14 protein-coding genes and 1 riboswitch are annotated in these 18,317 nt (G+C 70.3%); of the genes, 10 read left to right on the top strand and 4 right to left on the bottom strand.

What is annotated here, in order from left to right; translation table 11 throughout:
• The first annotated feature begins 34 nt into the window (after positions 1-34).
• The 7 genes from ASD78_RS05850 to ASD78_RS21785 all read left to right on the top strand — a co-directional run bounded on the left by ASD78_RS05850 (position 35) and on the right by ASD78_RS21785 (position 10,415).
• Positions 35-1,432 (top strand): L-serine ammonia-lyase, encoded by a 1,398-nt coding sequence (locus ASD78_RS05850; RefSeq protein WP_056099079.1) that lies wholly within the window; start codon positions 35-37, stop codon positions 1,430-1,432.
• A gap of 19 nt (positions 1,433-1,451) precedes the next feature.
• Positions 1,452-2,141, top strand: a complete 690-nt coding sequence (locus ASD78_RS05845) for a hypothetical protein (RefSeq protein ID WP_056099076.1) — start codon at positions 1,452-1,454, stop codon at positions 2,139-2,141.
• A 2-nt stretch (positions 2,142-2,143) separates the two neighbouring features.
• Positions 2,144-2,839, top strand: a complete 696-nt coding sequence (locus tag ASD78_RS05840) for an alpha/beta fold hydrolase (RefSeq protein WP_082575450.1) — start codon at positions 2,144-2,146, stop codon at positions 2,837-2,839.
• 262 nt (positions 2,840-3,101) lie between these two features.
• Entirely contained in the window at positions 3,102-5,960 is a 2,859-nt protein-coding gene (locus ASD78_RS05835) for a molybdopterin cofactor-binding domain-containing protein (RefSeq protein WP_056099071.1), read from the top strand.
• Entirely contained in the window at positions 5,957-6,514 is a 558-nt protein-coding gene (locus ASD78_RS05830) for a (2Fe-2S)-binding protein (RefSeq protein ID WP_056099068.1), read from the top strand. Before ASD78_RS05835 ends, ASD78_RS05830 begins: the two co-directional genes overlap by 4 nt.
• Positions 6,511-7,782 carry a cytochrome c gene (locus ASD78_RS05825; protein ID WP_056099065.1) on the top strand — a complete coding sequence of 424 codons (1,272 nt, stop codon included), beginning with the start codon at positions 6,511-6,513 and terminating at the stop codon, positions 7,780-7,782. The genes ASD78_RS05830 and ASD78_RS05825 overlap by 4 nt, the downstream gene beginning before the upstream one ends.
• A 575-nt stretch (positions 7,783-8,357) precedes the next feature.
• Positions 8,358-10,415, top strand: a complete 2,058-nt coding sequence (locus ASD78_RS21785) for a glycosyl hydrolase family 18 protein (protein WP_056099062.1) — start codon at positions 8,358-8,360, stop codon at positions 10,413-10,415.
• 207 nt (positions 10,416-10,622) lie between these two features.
• Here ASD78_RS21785 and ASD78_RS05815 read toward each other — a convergent pair whose 3' ends face one another.
• The gene (locus tag ASD78_RS05815) at positions 10,623-11,603 is read right to left on the bottom strand and encodes a helix-turn-helix domain-containing protein (protein ID WP_056099058.1); all 981 of its coding nucleotides are present in this window, start codon (positions 11,601-11,603) and stop codon (positions 10,623-10,625) included.
• Positions 11,604-11,695: 92 nt separating this feature from the next.
• Between ASD78_RS05815 and ASD78_RS05810 the strand changes: the two genes are divergently transcribed.
• Positions 11,696-12,517 (top strand): dienelactone hydrolase family protein, encoded by an 822-nt coding sequence (locus ASD78_RS05810; RefSeq protein WP_056099054.1) that lies wholly within the window; start codon positions 11,696-11,698, stop codon positions 12,515-12,517.
• 30 nt (positions 12,518-12,547) lie between these two features.
• Here ASD78_RS05810 and ASD78_RS05805 read toward each other — a convergent pair whose 3' ends face one another.
• Genes ASD78_RS05805 through ASD78_RS05795 form a run of 3 tightly spaced genes read right to left on the bottom strand, consistent with a single transcriptional unit; the run spans position 12,548 to position 15,935 of the window.
• The gene (locus ASD78_RS05805) at positions 12,548-13,663 is read right to left on the bottom strand and encodes a homoserine dehydrogenase (protein ID WP_082575449.1); all 1,116 of its coding nucleotides are present in this window, start codon (positions 13,661-13,663) and stop codon (positions 12,548-12,550) included.
• A complete protein-coding gene (locus ASD78_RS05800; protein WP_056099051.1) occupies positions 13,660-14,889 on the bottom strand; it encodes an O-succinylhomoserine (thiol)-lyase in 1,230 nt (409 codons plus the stop codon). Before ASD78_RS05800 ends, ASD78_RS05805 begins: the two co-directional genes overlap by 4 nt.
• On the bottom strand, positions 14,886-15,935 hold the full coding sequence (locus ASD78_RS05795) for a homoserine O-succinyltransferase (protein ID WP_056099048.1): 1,050 nt from the start codon (positions 15,933-15,935) through the stop codon (positions 14,886-14,888). The genes ASD78_RS05800 and ASD78_RS05795 overlap by 4 nt, the downstream gene beginning before the upstream one ends.
• 65 nt (positions 15,936-16,000) lie before the next feature.
• Positions 16,001-16,118: riboswitch (SAM riboswitch) on the bottom strand.
• Between the two features lie 118 nt (positions 16,119-16,236).
• Here ASD78_RS05795 and ASD78_RS05790 point away from each other — a divergent pair.
• On the top strand, positions 16,237-17,325 hold the full coding sequence (locus ASD78_RS05790) for a hypothetical protein (protein ID WP_055903498.1): 1,089 nt from the start codon (positions 16,237-16,239) through the stop codon (positions 17,323-17,325).
• A gap of 8 nt (positions 17,326-17,333) precedes the next feature.
• The gene (locus ASD78_RS05785; protein ID WP_082575448.1) at positions 17,334-18,257 is read left to right on the top strand and encodes a M23 family metallopeptidase; all 924 of its coding nucleotides are present in this window, start codon (positions 17,334-17,336) and stop codon (positions 18,255-18,257) included.
• The last annotated feature ends 60 nt before the right edge of the window (positions 18,258-18,317 follow it).

Below are 18,317 nucleotides of genomic sequence, written 5' to 3'. Positions count from 1 at the left end.
TCCCATCGCCCTCCAGCCGAGCATCCCCCAGCCCATGGCCGTCAGCACCTTCGATCTTTTCAAAATCGGCATCGGGCCGAGTTCCTCGCACACCGTCGGCCCGATGAGCGCCGCCGCGCGTTTCGTCGAACGCTGGCTGATCGAAGGCGGCACCGGTAACGGCAGCGACCTCGAACGCTGCACGCGCGTGCGCGCCGAAGTGTTCGGCTCGCTCGCCCTCACCGGCCGCGGCCACGGCACCGACAAGGCCGTGCTGATGGGCCTGGAAGGCCATTGGCCGAACCAGATCGATCCCGACATCATCCCGGACGCGCTCGAGCGCATCCGCAGCAGCAAGCGCCTGCGCCTGTTCGGCCAGCGCGAGATCGGCTTCGACGAGAAGCACGACCTGATCATGAACAAGCGCCAGAAGCTGCCGTTCCACACCAACGGCATGCGCTTCACTGCCTACGACAGCGAAGGCGAAACCATCGCCACGCGCGACTATTACTCGGTCGGCGGCGGTTTCGTGGTCAATCAGGACGAAGCGGCCGAAGACCGCATCGTCGCCGACACCACCGACCTCCCCTACCCCTTCCACTCCGGCGACGCACTGCTAGCCCAGGCGCAGCGCAGCGGGCTGAGCATCGCCGATCTGATGTTCGCCAACGAGCAGGCCTGGCGCACGCCGGAACAGATCAACGCCGGCCTCGACGAAATCTGGAAGGCGATGCAGGCCTGCGTCGAACGCGGCATCCGCCAGACCGGCACCCTGCCCGGCGGCCTGCACGTGTCGCGGCGCGCGCCGGCCTTGTTCGCCGAACTGTCGAGCAAGCCCGAGGCGGCGATGCGCGACCCGCTGACCGTGCTGGACTGGGTCAACCTGTACGCGCTCGCGGTCAACGAAGAGAACGCCGCCGGCGGTCGCGTGGTCACCGCGCCCACCAACGGCGCGGCCGGCATCATCCCCTCGGTGCTGCACTACTACGACCGCTTCTGCCCCGGCGCCAACATCCAGGGCATCCGCAACTTCCTGCTCACCGCCGCCGCGGTCGGCATCCTGTACAAGGAAAACGCCTCGATCAGCGGCGCCGAAGTCGGCTGCCAGGGCGAGGTCGGCGTGGCCTGCTCGATGGCCGCCGCCGGCCTGGTCGCGGCTTTGGGCGGCACCGCCAGCCAGATCGAGAACGCGGCCGAGATCGGCATGGAACACAACCTGGGCCTGACCTGCGACCCGATCGGCGGCCTGGTCCAGATCCCCTGCATCGAGCGCAACGCGATGGGCGCGGTCAAGGCGATCAACGCCTACCGCATGGCCATACGCGGCGACGGCAAGCACAAGGTCAGCCTCGACAAGGTCATCAAGACCATGCGCGACACCGGCCGCGACATGCAGGACAAGTACAAGGAAACTTCGCGCGGCGGTTTGGCGGTCAACGTCATCGAGTGCTGAGGAACGTGCGGAGCACGGCATGAGCGACGAGACGCGGCCCCAGGAGCTCGCCGTCGAACCGGCCCGCCATCGCGATACCGGCCTGGGCCTGTGGTCGTTCGCGCAACGCGTCGAAGTCCGCTGCAAGCGTTGCGACCGGCCCGGCGCGGTGACGGCCAGTTGGGTCGAACGGCGCTGGACCGCGCGCTACGTGTGCACGCATTGCGGCCTGGAAGCGCGCAGCGAGCGCCACGACTGGCTGGGTCCAGTCCGCCTGTGGGGCCGCCGACCCTGCGGCTACTGCGGCCATCAGTGGCTGCACGTGAACGAGCGGCGCGACGACGAAGCAGGCTCGACCCAGGTGCCGGATCTGTATTCGAGCCCCGGATTCGGCCGCCTCGCCCGAACCTGTCCGATCTGCGGGCGCAGCAGCATGGTGGAAGTATCGGCGCAGCGCCTGCACGTCGCCGACGGTCGCGATCCGCACTTCGGTCTGCCGCTGCGGCTGATCGAAACGACCAGCGCCGGCCCGCTGTGGGTGTACAACCGCGCCCATCTCGAAGAGCTGCGCCGCTATGTAGGCGCGCAGCAGCGCGAACGGCGGGTCCTGACCAACCGCTCGATGATTTCGCGCCTGCCGACCTGGATCAAGCTCGCGCGCAACCGCGGCTACGTATTGCGCATGCTGGATCGCCTGCAGCTGCGCCTGCCGACATCCGACGAGGCCTGAGCATGCGCTGCCTGCTGCTCCCGGGCATGGACGGCACCGGCGCGCTGCTCAGCGATTTCGCCGCGGCGCTGGCGCCGCAGTTCCGCCCCGAAGTCGTCGCCTATCCGCGCGACGCGGCCTGGGGCTACGACCCACTCACCGACTACGTGCGCGCACGCCTGCCGCGCGACCAGCCCTTCGTGCTGCTGGGCGAATCCTTCTCCGGGCCGATCGCGATCCGCATCGCCGCATCGCGTCCCGACGGTCTGCGCGGCCTGGTGTTGTGCGCCAGCTTCGCGCGGGCACCCAGTCCGCCGGGCTGGCGGTTGCCCGCCTCGTGGCTGGGCCGGATCGGTGCCGTCTTGCCGATCGGCCGACTCCCGACCCGACTGACGGCGGCGGCGATGCTCGGCGCCTGGGCCAGCGAGGAATGGCTTACGCGCACGCGCGAGGTGCTGGCCACGCTGGATCCGGCGGCGATCCGTGCGCGCATGCATGCGGGCAGCACGGCCGAGGAAACCGCGGCCCTGGCCCGGGTCGCCTGCCCGCTGCTGTACCTGCGCGGCCGCCGCGACCGGCTGGTGTCGCGGCACAGCTGGGAGCACATACGCGCGATCCTGCCGCTGGCGAACTACGTGGAACTCGACGGCCCGCACTTCCTGCTGCAGGCGAAGGCCGTCGAGGCGGCCGACGCGATCAAGCGCGCGTTCGCGATCTAAGCGCGCCACGTCGACGGCCGACGTCCCTGTTCGCGCAGCCTTGCGCGGCCGGTGCGGCGCGGATGCCCGCAACGGTCCGATGCTTACGCCGGCGTGGACGAGGCCTCGAAGCGGCCGGGCTGAGCGGCCGTCGCCCTCGTCCTCACGATGCCTACACATCGCCGAAGGAGAAAGCGCGCCCGGCGCCGGCCACGCGGCGCAAGGCGATTTTTCCCGCCGGACTTGTGGTTACTATTCGCCAGAGCCAGCTAGGACGCCCTCCATGCCAGCCCGCCTCAGCCGTCGCGATTTCCTCAAATGCAGCGTGGTGGCCGGCATCTCGGTCTACGTCGCCGCGCCGGGCAGCGCCGCGCTGGCGGCCCTGTTCGAACGCGACCGCCTGCGGCCGATGCCCTGGGACGCGACCACCGGCAAGATCCGCTACCGCACCGACGCCACCGCCAAGGTCTGCGGCGAAAAGCTCTTCAGCTTCGACGTGCGCGCGCGCGACCTGCCGGGCTGGCCGCAGGAGCAGGCGCACGCGATGCTGCTGCGGGTGACCCGCGCCGACCGCGCCTACGCCGGGTTCGACCTGTCGGTGCTGGGCGACGGTCTGCAGCCCGACCGCATCGTCACCGCCGCCGATCTCGCCCGCGACGGGCTCGGGTTTCCGCCGTTCTACGGAGAGCACATGCTGCTGCCCGAAGGCCGGACGCCGGCCTATCTGGGCCACGCGGTGGCGCTGCTGATCTGGCACGACTTCGCGCGTTTCCGCGCGGCCAAGACCCGGCTGAAGTTCCGCGACGACCTGATCCGCTGGGGCGCGCAGACCGGGCCGCTGGAACGCGAGCCCTGGGCGAGCTTCCGCTACGTGCGCGTCGGCGGCGCGACCGCGTTCGACGACGACGCCTATTCCAGTCTTAAAGACACGCCGCTGTTCCCGGCCGGCTATCGCAAGAACCAGCCGCAATGGCCGCAGGCCGACGCGGCGGGCGCGATCGATGCCCAGGGCATGGCCCACGCAAGCGCGATCGCGGCCAGCCTGGACGCGCCCGACGACGGGCGCCTGGTGTTGCAGCGCGAATACTTCTCGCAATCCATCGACACCGCCGCGCTGGAGCCCGACAACGGCAACGGCTGGTTCGACCGCGACAGCGCCAGCTTGCACCTGGTCGTGGCCACGCAGTCGCCGCAGGAAATCGCCGAGGACGGCGCGCGCGCGCTCGCCGCCAGCGGCTTGGACGTGAAGCGGCTGGTGCTGCATCCCTGCTACACCGTCGGCTACGGCTCCAAGGATCACAATCCGTATCCGTTCTATGCCTTGGTCGCGGGCCTGTACGGCGACGGCCGCGCGGTGCGCCTGGCCAACGACCGTTACGAACAGTTCCAGGCCAGCCTCAAGCGCCACAGTTTCCGTATGCGCTATCGGATCGCGGTGGATCGCAAGAGCGGCCGCTTCGAGATCCTGCAAGGCGAGATGCGCGGCGACGGCGGCGGCCGGCGCAACTTCTCGCCCTCGGTATGCCTGGTCGCGGCGACCGCGGCGCAGTCGATCTACTACTTCCCGCGCAGCGACCTGGCCAGCACCGTGATCTCATCGCGCGCGCTCGACGCCGGCTCGGCGCGCGGCTACGGCACGCTGCAAAGCATGGGCGCGACCGAGATACTGGTCGACGAGGTCGCGGCCGAACTCGGGCTGGACCCCATCGAACTGCGCGAGCGCAACGTGTTCAAGTCCGGGATGAAGAACACCCAGGGCGCGATCCCGGGCGGCGCCCAGCGCGCCGACGAAGTGCTGGCCAAGGCCAAGGCGCATCCGCTGTGGCGCGAACGGGCCGAGCGCAAACGCGAATACGAAGCCGCGCACCCGGGCAAGCGCTATGGCGTCGGCTTCGGCTGCGTGCAGAAGGATTTCGGCACCGGCGCCGAATCGGCTTTCGCCGAAGTCTCGCTGTCCCGCGACGGCCGCGTCGGGCTGCGCCATGTCGCGGTCGAAATGGGCACCGGCATGACCACCAGCCAGGCCGCGCTCTGCGTGCAGTGGCTCGGCCGTCCCGCCGACGACGTGCGCACCGGCGAGAGCGACTGGCCGGAGCTGCCGATGGTCGCGACCGGCGATCCCTGGCTGATGTCGCAGGCCGACCAGGATCGCCAGCAGGGCGATCCTCGCTGGACTCCGAACCGGGTGATCCCGAGCAGCGCCAGCAACTCCGCGTATTTCTACGGGCACGCTACCCGCGAAGCCTCGCGGCTGCTGTTCACCCAGGGCCTGTGGTCGGCGGCGCTGGCGCTGTGGGGCCAGGGCTACGGCGGCGGCCAGCTGGCGCCGCTGGCGGTGCGCCGCGAGGACGCGCGCTGGGTCGAAGGCAAGCTCACCGCCGGCGGACTGGTGGCGCTGACGCTGGCGCAACTGGCGGCGAAGGCGCACGAACTGGGGCTGGCGACCGGCGCGATCGTGCACACCTTCAACCGCTGGCAATGGGCCGAAGCCGAGTTCCCATTGCCCGGCGACGACGCGCGCCTGCCGCTGGACGGCATCGCCCTGCGCTGGGGCGACGGCAGCGGCGCCGGTGCCGGCACGCCGACCGCGAACGGCTACCGCATGATCGAACGCACGCGCGCCCATTACCCACCGACCCAGCGCAACAACGCCGGCGTCGTCTACTACAGTGCGATCGGCACCCTCGCCGAAGTCGCGGTCGACACCGCCAGCGGTGCGGTCGAACTGCTGAACCACCATTCCATACTCGAATGCGGCAATCAGATCGTGCCCGAGCTGGTGTCCGGCCAGTTGCAGGGCGGGCTGGCGATGGGCATCGGCCATGCCCTGCACGAGTTCCTGCCGCTGTACGAGGACGGACCCGGCAACGGCACCTGGAACTTCAACCGCTACAGCCTGCCGCGCGCGCGCGACGTCGCGGTATGGAAGCAGAGCGGCGAAGTGCTGCCGGCGCTGTCCGACACCGATCCGCCCAAGGGCATGGCCGAAGTGGTGATGATCGCGGTGGTGCCGGCGATCGCCAACGCGGTCGCGCACGCCACCGGGCACCGCTTCCGCGAGCTGCCGATCACCCCGGACAAGGTGCGCGCGGCGTTGTCGGGCGCGGCCACGGAAACCAATGCTTCGGAGAGCGCCGCATGAGCGCGCCCATCGTCAAACGACCGCTGGCCCTGCACGTCAACGGCCGCGCCCACGGCCCGATCGACGTGCCCGAAGACATGATGCTGGTCGACGTACTGCACGAATACCTCGGTCTCACCGGCACCCGCTTCGGCTGCGGCCAGGGCGTGTGCCGCGCCTGCACGGTCATCGTCGACGACGAGAACGGCCCGCGCGAAGTGCGCAGCTGCATCACCGGCGCGCACTACTTCGCCGGCAAGCGCATCCGCACCGTCGAAGGCCATGCCAAGCGCGACGACGCCGGCGCCATCGTCGAGCTCTCGCCGGTGCAACAGGCCTTCCTCGACCATTTCAGCTTCCAGTGCGGCTACTGCACGCCGGGCTTCGTCAACGCCGCCACGGTGCTGCTGGAGCGGCTGAAGAAAACACCGGTGGCCGCCGCCGAAGTCGAAGCCGCGATCACCGAAGCCCTGGACCCACACCTGTGCCGCTGCACCGGCTACGTGCGCTACTACCAGGCGGTGAAGGCGCTGGTGCTGGCGACGCCGGGCCTGGTGCGGGAGAACGCGCCATGACTCGGATCGGCTGGCGGCGCATCGTCGCCTGGGCGGTGCTGCTGATCGCGATCTGGCTGATCGGCTGCTGGCTGCTGCAGTGGTGGGCCGGGCGCGGCCCGGTGCGGAAGGTCGACGCCACGGCCGCGCAACTCGCGCGCGGCCGCTACCTGACCGACGCCGCCGACTGCGCCGCCTGCCACACCGCGCCCGGCGGCGCGCCGTTCGCGGGCGGCGTGCCCCTGGCCTCGCCGTTCGGCACCATCCACGGCACCAACATCACCCCCGATCCCGACCACGGCATCGGCCGCTACGACGCCGACGACTTCCACCACGCGCTCACGCGCGGCGAAGCGCGCGACGGCCACCAGTTGTATCCGGCGATGCCCTACGTGTCGTATCGCCCGATCGCGCGCGAAGACTCGGACGCAATCTACGCCTATCTGATGAACCAGCCCGCGGTGGCACAGGCCAATCGCAAGAACGACGTCGGTTTCCCGTTCAACATCCGCAGCGGCATCGCGCTGTGGAATCTGGCCTTCGCCGGCGCCGGGGCCGACGCGGCACCGGCTTCGCAAGGATCGTCGCCTGCCTGGCGGCGCGGGCGCTATCTGGTCGACACCCTCGGCCATTGCGGCGAATGCCACAGCCCGCGCGGCTGGGCGGGGCAACTGAAACGCGCGCAGCCGCTCGCCGGCAACAACGAACTCGGACGCTTCGCCGCGCCCGACATCACACCGCAAGGCCTGGTCGCGCGCGGCTGGAACGCGGCGCAATTGCGCGGCTACCTCGCCACCGGGCTCAGCGCCCGTGCGGTGGCTTCCGACGAGATGCTGACCGTGGTGAATCTGTCGACCAGCCGGCTTACGTCTGCGGACCTGGATGCGATGACCGCCTACCTGCTCGGCGATACGACGCCGAAAGCGAAGTCGGTCGTGAACCTGTCGAATGCCGGGTTCTCCGAGTCCGCCCGTCTCGACTACGCCAATCTCTGCGCCGGCTGCCACGGCAGCGACCGCCAGGGCGTCCCGCACGTCGCGCCGGGCCTGCGCGACAACAGCAGCGTCCGCGACAGCGATCCGCACAATCTGATAGTCGCCATCCTGGACGGTTTCCCCGAACACGATCTGCCGGGGCTGGAGCGGATGCAGGCCATGCCGGGCTTCTCCCAGGATCTCGACGATGCCGAGGTCGCCAAGCTCGCGAGTTGGCTGCGCGCGCAGCGCGGCGCCGCCCCCGTGAACGCCGACACCGTCGCCAAGCTGCGCAAGGACCAGCGCGCGCACTGAGCCCCCCAAGCCCGCGCTCGGCTTTGGGGTAGGAGCGGTGTAAGCCGCGACCGCACCAATCCGCATGGCCGCGGCGCATGGTCGGTCGTGAGATCACGGTCGCGGCTTACGCCGCTCCTACCCCAAAGCTAAAAGCTATCGGCCGACTCCATACCTTCAGGCGCCGTCGCAGCGCATGATGCGATTGTCTTCCGGTCATTTCTGACTCGTTGCGATGCAACAAACAGGGCCTCTGCTGACCGACGTTGTCATCAATATTTGTGAACTGCGCCGCAAACCCATACTGACGCGATTGACAACGTTGTCAGCAAAAAACAGCCTCGACCCCCGAAACAGGCGCAGGGACCGCTGAAACGGCCCGCGCGCCGCCGCAACGGCATGGGGAGGAACCAGCAGGCAACACGCGCGGGCCGCGCCCGCTCCGCTTTCGCGCCGCACTGCGGCGATCTACGAGGAGGTCCGAACCTCCCGCGCAGCACCGAGGCCACGCGCCTCCTTTCCGAACACAGAGGGACAGCACCGGCCGGCGACGGCCCGGGATTTCGCATCGGACTTCGCACAGGGAGAGGACGCTCATGAAGCACGCAAGATCGACCACACTGGCGCTATGGACCTGCCTGCTGGCAGCGTCCTGGGGCTCGAACGCGTTGGCGCAAAGCGCCAGCTGCGCCAACATTCCGGCCTGGAACGCGTCGACCATCTACAACCCCGGCGACAAGCTGGTCTATCAGAACCGGCTCTACCAGGCCAACATCCAGATCTGGAACGCGCCGCCGACCCACTGCCCCAGCTGCGGCTGGTACCAGGACCTCGGCGCCTGCAGCGGCGGCGGCACCAACCAGCCTCCCAGCGTCAGCCTGACCTCGCCGGCCAACGGCGGCAGCTACACCACCGGCGCCAATATCGCCGTCAGCGCCAACGCCTCCGACAGCGACGGCAGCGTCGCCCAGGTCGAGTTCTTCCGCGGCACCGTTTCGCTGGGCGTCGACACCAGCTCCCCCTATAGCGTGACCTGGAGCAACGCCAGCGCCGGCAGCCACGCCTTCAAGGCGGTGGCGACCGACAACCAGGGCGCCAGCACGACCTCGGCGACTTCGACGATCACCGTGACCGCGCCGTCCACCGACACCACCCCGCCAAGCGTGCCCGGCGGCCTGAGCTCGCCCTCGCAGACCTCCAGCAGCATCTCGCTGACCTGGAACGCGTCGACCGACAACAGCGGCGGCAGCGGCGTGGCCGGCTACGACGTGTACCGCGACGGCAGCCTGGTCGGTTCGCCGACCGCGACCAGCTACACCGCCACCGGCCTCAGCGCCAACACCGCCTACGCCTTCCGCGTGCGCGCCCGCGACAACGCCGGCAACGCCTCCGCGCAGAGCGCGCAGATCAGCGCCAGCACCACCCAGGGCGGCGGCGGCGGCAACAAGCGGGTGATCGGCTACTTCGCCCAGTGGGGCATCTACGGCCGCAACTACCGGGTCAAGAACATCGACACCAGCGGCTCGGCGGCCAAGATCACCCACATCAACTACGCCTTCGGCAACGTGCGTAACAACCGCTGCGAAGTCGGCGTGATCCAACCCTCCGATCCCAACACCGGCGCCGGCGGCGACGCCTTCGCCGACTACAGCAAAGCCTTCGGCGCGGCCGAAAGCGTGAGCGGCGCGGCCGACACCTGGGACCAGCCGCTGCGCGGCAACTGGAACCAGCTCAAGCAGCTCAAGGCCAAGTACCCGGGCCTGAAGGTGCTGATCTCGCTCGGCGGCTGGACCTGGTCGCGCGGTTTCGCCAGCGCGGCACGCCCGGAGAACCGCCAGGCCTTCGTCGCCTCGTGCATCGACGCCTACATCCGCGGCAACCTGCCGGTCACCGACGGTGCCGGCGGCGTGGGCGCGGCAGCCGGCGTGTTCGACGGCATCGATCTGGATTGGGAATACCCCGCAGCCTGCGGCCTGACCTGCGGCACGCCCGAGGACAACGCCAACTTCACCGCCCTGCTGGCCGAGTTCCGCAGCCAGCTCAACGCGGTGCGCCCCGGCCTGTTGCTGACCATCGCCGCGGGTGCGGGCGTCGACAAGGTGCGCGTCACCAACCCGGCCGCGTATCACTCGTATCTCGACTTCATCAACGTGATGACCTACGACTTCCACGGTACCTGGGATGCGAAGACCAACCATCACTCGGCGCTGTTCAATTCGCCGAACGATCCGTCGACCGGCGACCAGAAGTTCTACAACACCAACGATGCGCTCGAGGCCTTCCTGTCGCGCGGCGTACCGGCGGCCAAGCTCAACCTGGGCATCGGCTTCTACGGCCGCGGCTGGACCGGCGTGGCCAACGTCAACAACGGTCTGTACCAGAGCGGTAGCGCGGCGCCCGGCACCTACGAGGCCGGCAACGAGGACTACAAGGTGCTCAAGAACCGGCCCGGCACGATCTACACCGACGCCAACGCGCGTGCGACCTGGAAGTACGACGGCAGCACGTTCTGGAGCTACGACACGCCGGCCATGGTCATCGAGAAGATGAGCTACGTGAAGGCGCAGAACCTCGGCGGCGCGTTCTTCTGGGAGTTCAGCGGCGACGACGCCCAGGGCAGCCTGGCCACCGCGATCCGCGACGGCCTGCAGTGAGCTTGTGCAGCGCCGGACCGTTCGCGGTCCGGCGCTTGCCTCGGGGCGCCGGCCTCCCCTCGGGTCGGCGCCCCGGATTTATCCGGGCATGCTTTGCCCAGGCATGATTTTCTTGGGCATGATTTTTCTGAGTATGAAGACGACGGCCGCATGCCTGCATGCGGCCGTCTTGCATGAGCGGCACGCGAACGCCGCACGAGGTCCGACTCAGACGCTGCGCGAGCCGGAGCGGAACCGGCTCGGCGTCGCCCCCGCCGAGCGCCGCATCAGCCGGCGCAGCGCGGTCGCGTCCTCGTAGCCGACTTGCGCGGCGACCTGCTCGATCGTCATGCGACTGCTCTCGATCAGGGCCCGTGCCCGGTTCAGGCGCACGCTCTGGACCAGGGCCAGTGCGCCGGTACCGGTCGCGGCGCGCACGTGCCGGGCCAGGGTACGCGGCGACATCGCGAACTCTTCGGCCAGGGCCGCGACGCTGGGCGGCCGCGGCAACGCGGCTTCGATGCGCTGGGTCAGGCGCCGCACCAGCTCGTTGCCGTTGGACAGCATCGACGGCACCACGAACGGCGCCTGGGCCTGGCGTCCATCGATCAGCAGCACCTTGCCGACCATGTCGGCGAGCGCAGTGCCGAAGCGGCTGCGCAGCAGATGCAGCATCAGATCCGACTGCGCGAACGCCGCACCGGCGCTGCTGACCGGGCCGTCCGCGCAGACCATGCGATCGGCATCGACCACGCAATCGGGTTGCAGCCGGCGCAACTCCGAGGCCAGCCACCACGATGTAGTGACGTGGCGGCCGCGCAGCAGCCCGCCGGCCTGCAGCAGGAACACCGCCGAGCACGAGGCCGCCACCGCGCCGCCGCGCGCGCCATGCCGGCGCAACGCCGCGATCGCGAGCGCGGCGTCGTCGCGGGCCAGGCGCGCGGCGAGTTCGGGCGGGTTGTCCACGCCCAGGCCGGGAACGATCCAGGTCGAAACGTCGGCGCCGGCGCGGCCGGGCAAGGCCCGGGTTCCGATCCGCATGCCGCTGCTCAGCGCCACGTCCCCGCCCTGCGGCGACAGCAAGCGCCAGCGCGGTCGCGGCAGACGCAGGCGCGGCGCGAGTACGGCGGCGGTGCCGAGTATGTCCAATGTGTTCGCGACGCTGCTGGCATAGGCGCCGGGCAGCACCAGGACGCTGAAATCGTGCATGGCCGAAAACGCTCGAAAGATGTCTAAACAGACACTGCCAGTCTAGCGCCGCGCGGTGTGCAATGCCGTCACGCCCACCGAGGAACCATGCGATGCCGAGCCGCAGCCAGACTCAGCCCGATCCGCTGGAGGATTTCGTCGTCCGCCAGATCGTCCTCGACGGCAGCCGCAAGCGCGTCTACGTCGCCGGCAGCGGGCCGGCGGTGATCGTGATGGCCGAAATGCCCGGCATCAGCCCGCAGGTCGCGCGATTCAGTCGCTGGGTGCGCGACGCCGGGTTCACCGTCTATCTGCCCTCGCTGTTCGGCCGCGACGGCGCGATACCGGACCTGGACGAGAGCAAGGCGGTCTTCCAGCGCGCCTGCGTCAGCGCCGAGTTCCGCGCGTTCGCGGGCAAGGGATCCAGCCCGGTGACGCAATGGCTGCGCGCGCTGGCGCGGCTGGCGCATGGCGAATGCGGCGGGCCCGGGATCGGCGCGATCGGCATGTGCTTCACCGGCAACTTCGCCCTGACGATGATGCTGGAACCGGCGATGCTGGCGCCGGTGCTGTCGCAGCCGAGCCTGCCGCTGGACGACCCGGCCGGTATCGAGATGGCGCCCGAGGAACTGTCGGCGGTGCGGCAGCGCCTGGAGCGCGACGATCTCAGCGTGCTGGCCTACCGTTTCGAAGGCGATCGGTTCTGCCAGGCGCAGCGTTTCGCCGCCTATGCGCAGGCGCTAGGCGATCGCTTCGTCGCACGCGTGCTGCCCGACAGCGCAGCCAAACGCGACGAGCTGCCGCCGTTCTTCGAGCACTTGGTCGCCGGGCCGCACAGCGTGGTCACGGCGCATCTGATCGACGAAGCCGGGCAACCCACGATCGCCGCGCGCGACGAGATCCTCGCGTTCTTCGCCCGGCGCCTGGCCGGCTGAAGGCCGGGTCGCGGCCTCGGCGTTCGCGCTTCAGCGGACGAGGCGCAGCACGTCGTCGAGCAGGCCGGCGGCGGTGACCTCAGCGCCCGCGCCCGGGCCCTGGATCACCAGCGGCTGTTCGCGGTAACGGTCGGACCAGATCGCGACCTTGTTGTCGGTGCCGGCGCCGCCGGCCAGCGGATGATCGGCCGGCAGCGATTCCAGGCCTACCCGCGCCGTGCCGTTTTCCAGGCGGGCGATGAAGCGCAGGCGCTCGCCGTTCTTGTAGGCCTGCGCGTAGCGCTCGCGCAACGGCAGGTCCAGCGCCGGCAGGGCGGCGTCGACGCCGTCGCGCGAGAGGATCGCCAGCTCCGGCGGCACCAGCGAGGCGACGGCGACCTCGTCCGCGTCCAGCGCCACGCCGGACGCGCGCGCCAGGATCAGCAGCTTGCGCCGCACGTCTTCGCCGGACAGATCGTCGCGCGGATCGGGCTCGGTGTAGCCGGCGTCGCGCGCCTGCCGCACCAGCGACGAGAACGGGCGCATGCCGTCGTAATGATTGAACAGCCAGGCCAGCGAACCCGAAAGCACGCCGGCGATCGCGCGGATGCGGTCGCCGCCGGCCTGCAGTTCGCGCAGCGAACGCAGCAGCGGCAGGCCCGCACCGACCGTGGCGCTGTCGCCGTAGCCGCTGGCGCCGGCCGCGCAGGCGGCGCGGATCGCGCGCCAGCGCGCCAGCGAGGTGCCCTGGCCGATCTTGCAGGCGGTGACGACGTGGATGCCCTGGGCCAGCCACTGCGCATGATGCTCGGCGACCGCGGTGCTGGCGGTGGCGTCGATCACCACCCGCGACCCGACCTCGCCCAGCGCGGCGGCGACGGCGTCGAGCGAACTGGCCTGCGGCGCCTCGGCCAGCAGCGAAGCCGCGCGTTCCGGCGCCAGGCCGTCGGCAGCGGCCAGGGCCCGGCGCGAATTGGCCACATGCACCAGCGCCAGACGCTCGCCCAGCGGCGCGCCCTGCCAGCTTTGCAGGCGCGCCAGCACGGCGCTGCCGACGGTGCCGGTGCCCAGCAGCGCCAGCCGCGCCGGCGCCGGCGCGCGATAGGGATGCGGCGCGGGCGCCTGCTGAACCTGCACCTGCTGCAGGACGTCGGCCGCGGCGCTCATCGTTTCGCGCGCGCCGCCGTGGCCATCGCGTCGGCGGCGCGCTCCAGCGCGGCCTCGAGGTCGGCGATCAGATCGTCGACGTGCTCGATGCCGACCGACAGGCGCAGCAGGCCGTCGCCGATGCCGGCCGCGGCGCGCGCTTCCGGCGACATGGCGGCATGGGTCATGGTCGCCGGATGCGCGATCAGGCTTTCCACGCCGCCCAGCGATTCGGCCAGGGTGAAGCACTCCAGGCCGTCGACGAAGGCGCGCACGGCCGCTTCGCCGCCTTCGATCTCGACGCTGAGCATGGCGCCGAAGCCACGCTGCTGGCGTGCCGCCAGGGCATGGCCCGGATGCGATTCCAGGCCCGGGTAATGGACCACGCGCACCGCCGGGTGCGCGTCCAGCAGCGCCGCGATCGCGTGGGTGTTCTCCTGGTGCACGCGCAGGCGCGCGTCCAGGGTACGCAGGCCGCGCAAGGTCAGAAAGGCGTCGAACGGCGAGCCGGTCAGGCCCAGCGCGTTGGCCCACCAGGTCAGCTGCTGGTGGTGCTCGGCGCTCTTGGCCACGACCGCGCCGCCGACCACGTCGCTGTGGCCGTTGACGTACTTGGTGGTCGAGTGCACGACCAGGTCGGCGCCGAATTCGATCGGACGCTGCAGCGCCGGCGACAGAAAGGTGTTGTCGACCACGGTCAGCGCGCCCTGCGCGTGCGCGGCCTCGATCACGAAGCGTAGATCGGTGATGCGCAGCAACGGGTTCGACGGCGTTTCGATCCAGACCACGGCCGGCTTGGCCGCCAGCGCTTCGGTCAGCGAACGCGGATCGGTCAGGTCGGCGGTGATCAGTTCGAACGCGCCCTTGGCGGCCAGCGCGTTGAACAGGCGCCAGCTGCCGCCGTAGCCATCGTGCGGCACCACGATGCGGTCGCCGGGCTTGAGAAAGGCATGCAGCACCAGGGTGATCGCGGCCATGCCGGTGCTGGTGACGACGCCGCCGGCGCCGCCTTCGAGTTCGGCCAGGGCTTCGCCGAGCAGGTCGCGGGTGGGATTGCCGCTGCGGGTGTAGTCGTACTGGCGCTTGTCGTTGTAGCCGGCGAAGCTGAAGTTGGACGACAGCACGATCGGCGGCGTGACCGCTCCGTACGCCGCGTCGCGGTCGATGCCGGCACGGACGGCGGCGGTGCAGGCGTTGCGGGTGCGGTTCTGGGTCACGGCGGTCGTTCCTTTGTTATGAGTGCTCATGCCGCCGCCTGGCTACAGTCGGCCAGCGCTTCGCGCAGGATGGTGTCGATGTCGCCGGCTTCCTTGAGGCAGGCGTCGTGTCCGTAGATCGAGCGCAGCACGCGCAGGCGGGTTTCGCCGCGCAGGCGCTCGACCAGGTCGTAGGATTCGGACAGCGGAATCAGGCGATCTTCGCTGACCGCGACCACCGTCACCGGGGCGCGGATCAGGCTCGGGTCGAGTTGCTGCAGGTCGATCGACTCGGACAGGCGCAGGAACGCGGTGGTCGGGGTGCGCGCGACGTACTTGGCGCCGCAATGATCGAGGTAGTCCTCGGCATCGACGCGGACGCGGCCATCGCGCACCTGGGCGGCGCCGAAGCGCTCGGCGAATTCTTCCGGGGTGCGGTAGCTGAGCACGGCCAGTTCGCGCGCCAGCGCCAGGCCCTGGCTTTCGTCGCACTGCAGCGCGCCCAGCGCGACCGCGCGGCGCTGCAGGGCGCGCCAGGCGGCGGCATAGGGATGCGCGCGGTGGGTGCCGCTGATCGAGACCAGCGCGCCGAGCCGCTGCGGATGACGCGCCGCGAACTGCAGGCCGACCATGGCGCCGTAGGAATAGCCGACGAAGGCTTCTAGGCGCTCGATGCGCAGCGCGTCCAGCAAGGCGGCGATCGCGTCGGCCTGGTCGGCCGGGTCCAGGGCCACGTCGAGCGTGCCGTCGGCGCCGAGCCAGTCGAACGAGAGCAGGCGGTGGCGACCCGGATCCAGCGCGCGGCCTGGGCCGACCTGGGCTTCCCACCAGCCGCCCTCGGGGTGGGCGCGGCTGGGCGCAAGGTGGCGGTGCGCGGAGATGCCGCCGGCCACGAACAGCACCGGCAGCGCGGTGTCGCCCTGGACTTCGTAACGCAGTACCACATCGCGGCGGCCGGCGTGGCGCAGGTTCAGCTCGATCCGCAGCTCGCCGCGCACGGCGTCGCGTTCGCTGGCGGCGGCGATGAAGGCCTCGCTGCGCTCGAAGGCGATGGGGGCGTGGGTTTCGGCGAAGGCGGTAGCGGGGGCAAAGCTCATGGCGGGCATCCGAAGTGACGGGGCCATCGAGCTTGCAAGTCGCACGTACGCCAGGGCGCACGTCGCAACCATCTTCCGACCAACGCAGAGCGGGCCGCAGGAATTGGCACCTTCACACGACTTGCGTCGCGTTGGGTTGCCCCGGCTTCAAAGGGCCTGTCCCTCAGCCGGTCTCGATGGATGCGGCCAGTCTGCCCGCGCCTCGGAGGCCTGTCAATCGCTTCATCCGCATATAGCGATTAATCATAAGCCGACAACCGGCATCGCAAAAGCCGGCGGCCGCCGCATACACTTCGCGTCCATGACCCCACGCCTTCTTGTCGCGGCCAGCCTCGCCGCCCTGCTCGCCGCCTGCGCGACCACGCGGACCGCTCCCGCCCCCGCCGTCCGCACCCCGGGCGTCACCTCGATCGCCGAGCGCTACGTCTCGGCCGAGACGCCGAAGGAAGAGCTGGATTCGCTCGCCACCTGGCCGACCGAGGACGGCAAGACCTGGCTGATCGCGACCGCCAAATCGACCCACCGCCTGGACGTCTACGACGCCGACACCGGCGCCGCGTTGCGCACGGTCGGCGGCGAAGGCAAGGCGATCGGCCAGTTCGACCGCCCCAACGGCATCGCGGTCTACGCCGACCACGTGTTCGTGGTGGAACGCGACAACCGCCGCGTGCAGGTGTTCGCGCTGCCCGACTTCACCCCGCTGGGCAGCTTCGGCGAACAGGAGCTGCGCAGCCCCTACGGCATCTGGCTGACCGAGACCGAGCCGGGCGAGCTCGAGGTCTACGTCACCGACAGCTTCATGTACGGCAAGAAGTTCGACGAAGTGCCGCCGTGGGCCGAGCTCGACCAGCGCGTGCGCCGTTACCGCGTCCAGTTCGACCAGGACGGCCGCCTGCGCGCCAACTACGGCGGCTCCTTCGGCGACACCAGCGAGGCCGCAGCCCTGCGCATGGTCGAGTCGATCGCCGGCGACCCGGCCAACGACCGCATGCTGATCGCCGACGAAGACCGCCGCCACGAATCGACCCTGCGCGAGTACACCTTCGGCGGCAAGTACACCGGCCGCAGCCTGCCCGACCGCAGCTTCGGCGCCGAGGCCGAGGGCGTGGCGCTGTGGACCTGCCCGGACGGCGGCGGCTACTGGATCGCGGTCGACCAACTCGCGCCGCTGACCGTGTTCCACCTGTTCGACCGCATCACCCTGGCGCCGGTGGGCAGCTTCGAAGGCAAGGTCACCTCGCACACCGACGGCGTCGCCCTGCACGCCGCCGCCACCGCGGCCTTCCCCAGCGGCGCGCTGTTCGCCGTACACGACGATAAAGCCGTGACCGCGTTCGACCTCGCCGATGTCGCCCACGCGCTAAACTTGAAACCGGGCTGCACCGAGTAGGAAATCGCATGGTTTGGGGGCCGCGCGCCTTAGCCGTATCGCTGTGCGTGGCGGCCCTGGCCGCCGCGCCGCAGGCGCATGCCGCCAAGATCTACCGCTGGACCGACCGCAGCGGCATCACCCACTACGGCGACCACGTCCCCGACGCCGCGCCGCCGTCCGAGGTCAAGGTGATCCCGGTCCACAGCGAGCCCGGCGCGATCGCGCGGCTGCGGATCGAGTCCGACGGCAGCCGCTACCTGGCCTGGGCCGACAACAACCTGTCCGGGCCGATCGAGGTCAAGGTCGACTACAGCCAGAGCTACGGCGGCGGTGTGGGCGGCACTTCGACCCTGCCGGCGCGGGCCACGGTCGCCGCGCGCGCCAGCGCCCTGGTCGCGGTGCTCAGCAGCGAGGATTCCGGGCGCGGCGTGGAACTGCAGATGGAAAGCCTGCCCGGCGACCCCAGCGCGCGTCCGCGCAACGTCGATTACCTGCTGCCGCTGCGCCAGAACAATTTCCGCATCGACCAGGGCTACGGCGGCCAGTTCAGCCACAGCGATCCCGAGAACCGCTACGCGGTCGATTTCGCCGCCGAGATCGGCACCCCGGTGCTGGCCGCGCGCGAAGGCGTGGTGATGCAGGTCGAGTCGGACTTCGACAAGGCCGGCCTCAATCGCGAGCGGTACGGCGGCCGCGCCAACTTCGTCCGCATCGTCCACGACGACGGCAGCATGGCCCTGTACGCCCACCTCAAGGCCGACGGGGCGCTGGTCCGGGTCGGCCAGCGCGTGCGCGCCGGCCAGCAGATCGGCCTGTCCGGCAACACCGGCTTCACCACCGGGCCGCACCTGCACTTCGCGATCCAGGTCAACCGCGGCATGCGCCTGGAGTCGATTCCGTTCCGGATGAACGGGCGGGCGGGGCCGTTGCGGATTTCGGGCGGGCCTTGAGGGCTGGAGCGGTGCTTCGGGGCTGACGACGCAGGCGGGATTCGCGCGCCCCCGTCCGGC

It is taken from the genome of Lysobacter sp. Root667 (genome assembly GCF_001427715.1).
Taxonomy (GTDB): domain Bacteria; phylum Pseudomonadota; class Gammaproteobacteria; order Xanthomonadales; family Xanthomonadaceae; genus Lysobacter.
Note: the sequence above shows the minus strand (reverse complement) of the source record. Positions and strands in the feature narration are given on the sequence as shown.

Bases quoted from the DNA above. Each gene is read 5' to 3' on its own strand.
- ASD78_RS05850 (WP_056099079.1), top strand. From the start codon at position 35: ATGGCCGTCAGCACCTTCGATCTTTTCAAAATCGGCATCGGGCCGAGT.
- ASD78_RS05845 (WP_056099076.1), top strand. From the start codon at position 1,452: ATGAGCGACGAGACGCGGCCCCAGGAGCTCGCCGTCGAACCGGCCCGC.
- ASD78_RS05840 (WP_082575450.1), top strand. From the start codon at position 2,144: ATGCGCTGCCTGCTGCTCCCGGGCATGGACGGCACCGGCGCGCTGCTC.
- ASD78_RS05835 (WP_056099071.1), top strand. From the start codon at position 3,102: ATGCCAGCCCGCCTCAGCCGTCGCGATTTCCTCAAATGCAGCGTGGTG.
- ASD78_RS05830 (WP_056099068.1), top strand. From the start codon at position 5,957: ATGAGCGCGCCCATCGTCAAACGACCGCTGGCCCTGCACGTCAACGGC.
- ASD78_RS05825 (WP_056099065.1), top strand. From the start codon at position 6,511: ATGACTCGGATCGGCTGGCGGCGCATCGTCGCCTGGGCGGTGCTGCTG.
- ASD78_RS21785 (WP_056099062.1), top strand. From the start codon at position 8,358: ATGAAGCACGCAAGATCGACCACACTGGCGCTATGGACCTGCCTGCTG.
- ASD78_RS05815 (WP_056099058.1), bottom strand. From the start codon at position 11,603: ATGCACGATTTCAGCGTCCTGGTGCTGCCCGGCGCCTATGCCAGCAGC.
- ASD78_RS05810 (WP_056099054.1), top strand. From the start codon at position 11,696: ATGCCGAGCCGCAGCCAGACTCAGCCCGATCCGCTGGAGGATTTCGTC.
- ASD78_RS05805 (WP_082575449.1), bottom strand. From the start codon at position 13,663: ATGAGCGCCGCGGCCGACGTCCTGCAGCAGGTGCAGGTTCAGCAGGCG.
- ASD78_RS05800 (WP_056099051.1), bottom strand. From the start codon at position 14,889: ATGAGCACTCATAACAAAGGAACGACCGCCGTGACCCAGAACCGCACC.
- ASD78_RS05795 (WP_056099048.1), bottom strand. From the start codon at position 15,935: ATGAGCTTTGCCCCCGCTACCGCCTTCGCCGAAACCCACGCCCCCATC.
- ASD78_RS05790 (WP_055903498.1), top strand. From the start codon at position 16,237: ATGACCCCACGCCTTCTTGTCGCGGCCAGCCTCGCCGCCCTGCTCGCC.
- ASD78_RS05785 (WP_082575448.1), top strand. From the start codon at position 17,334: ATGGTTTGGGGGCCGCGCGCCTTAGCCGTATCGCTGTGCGTGGCGGCC.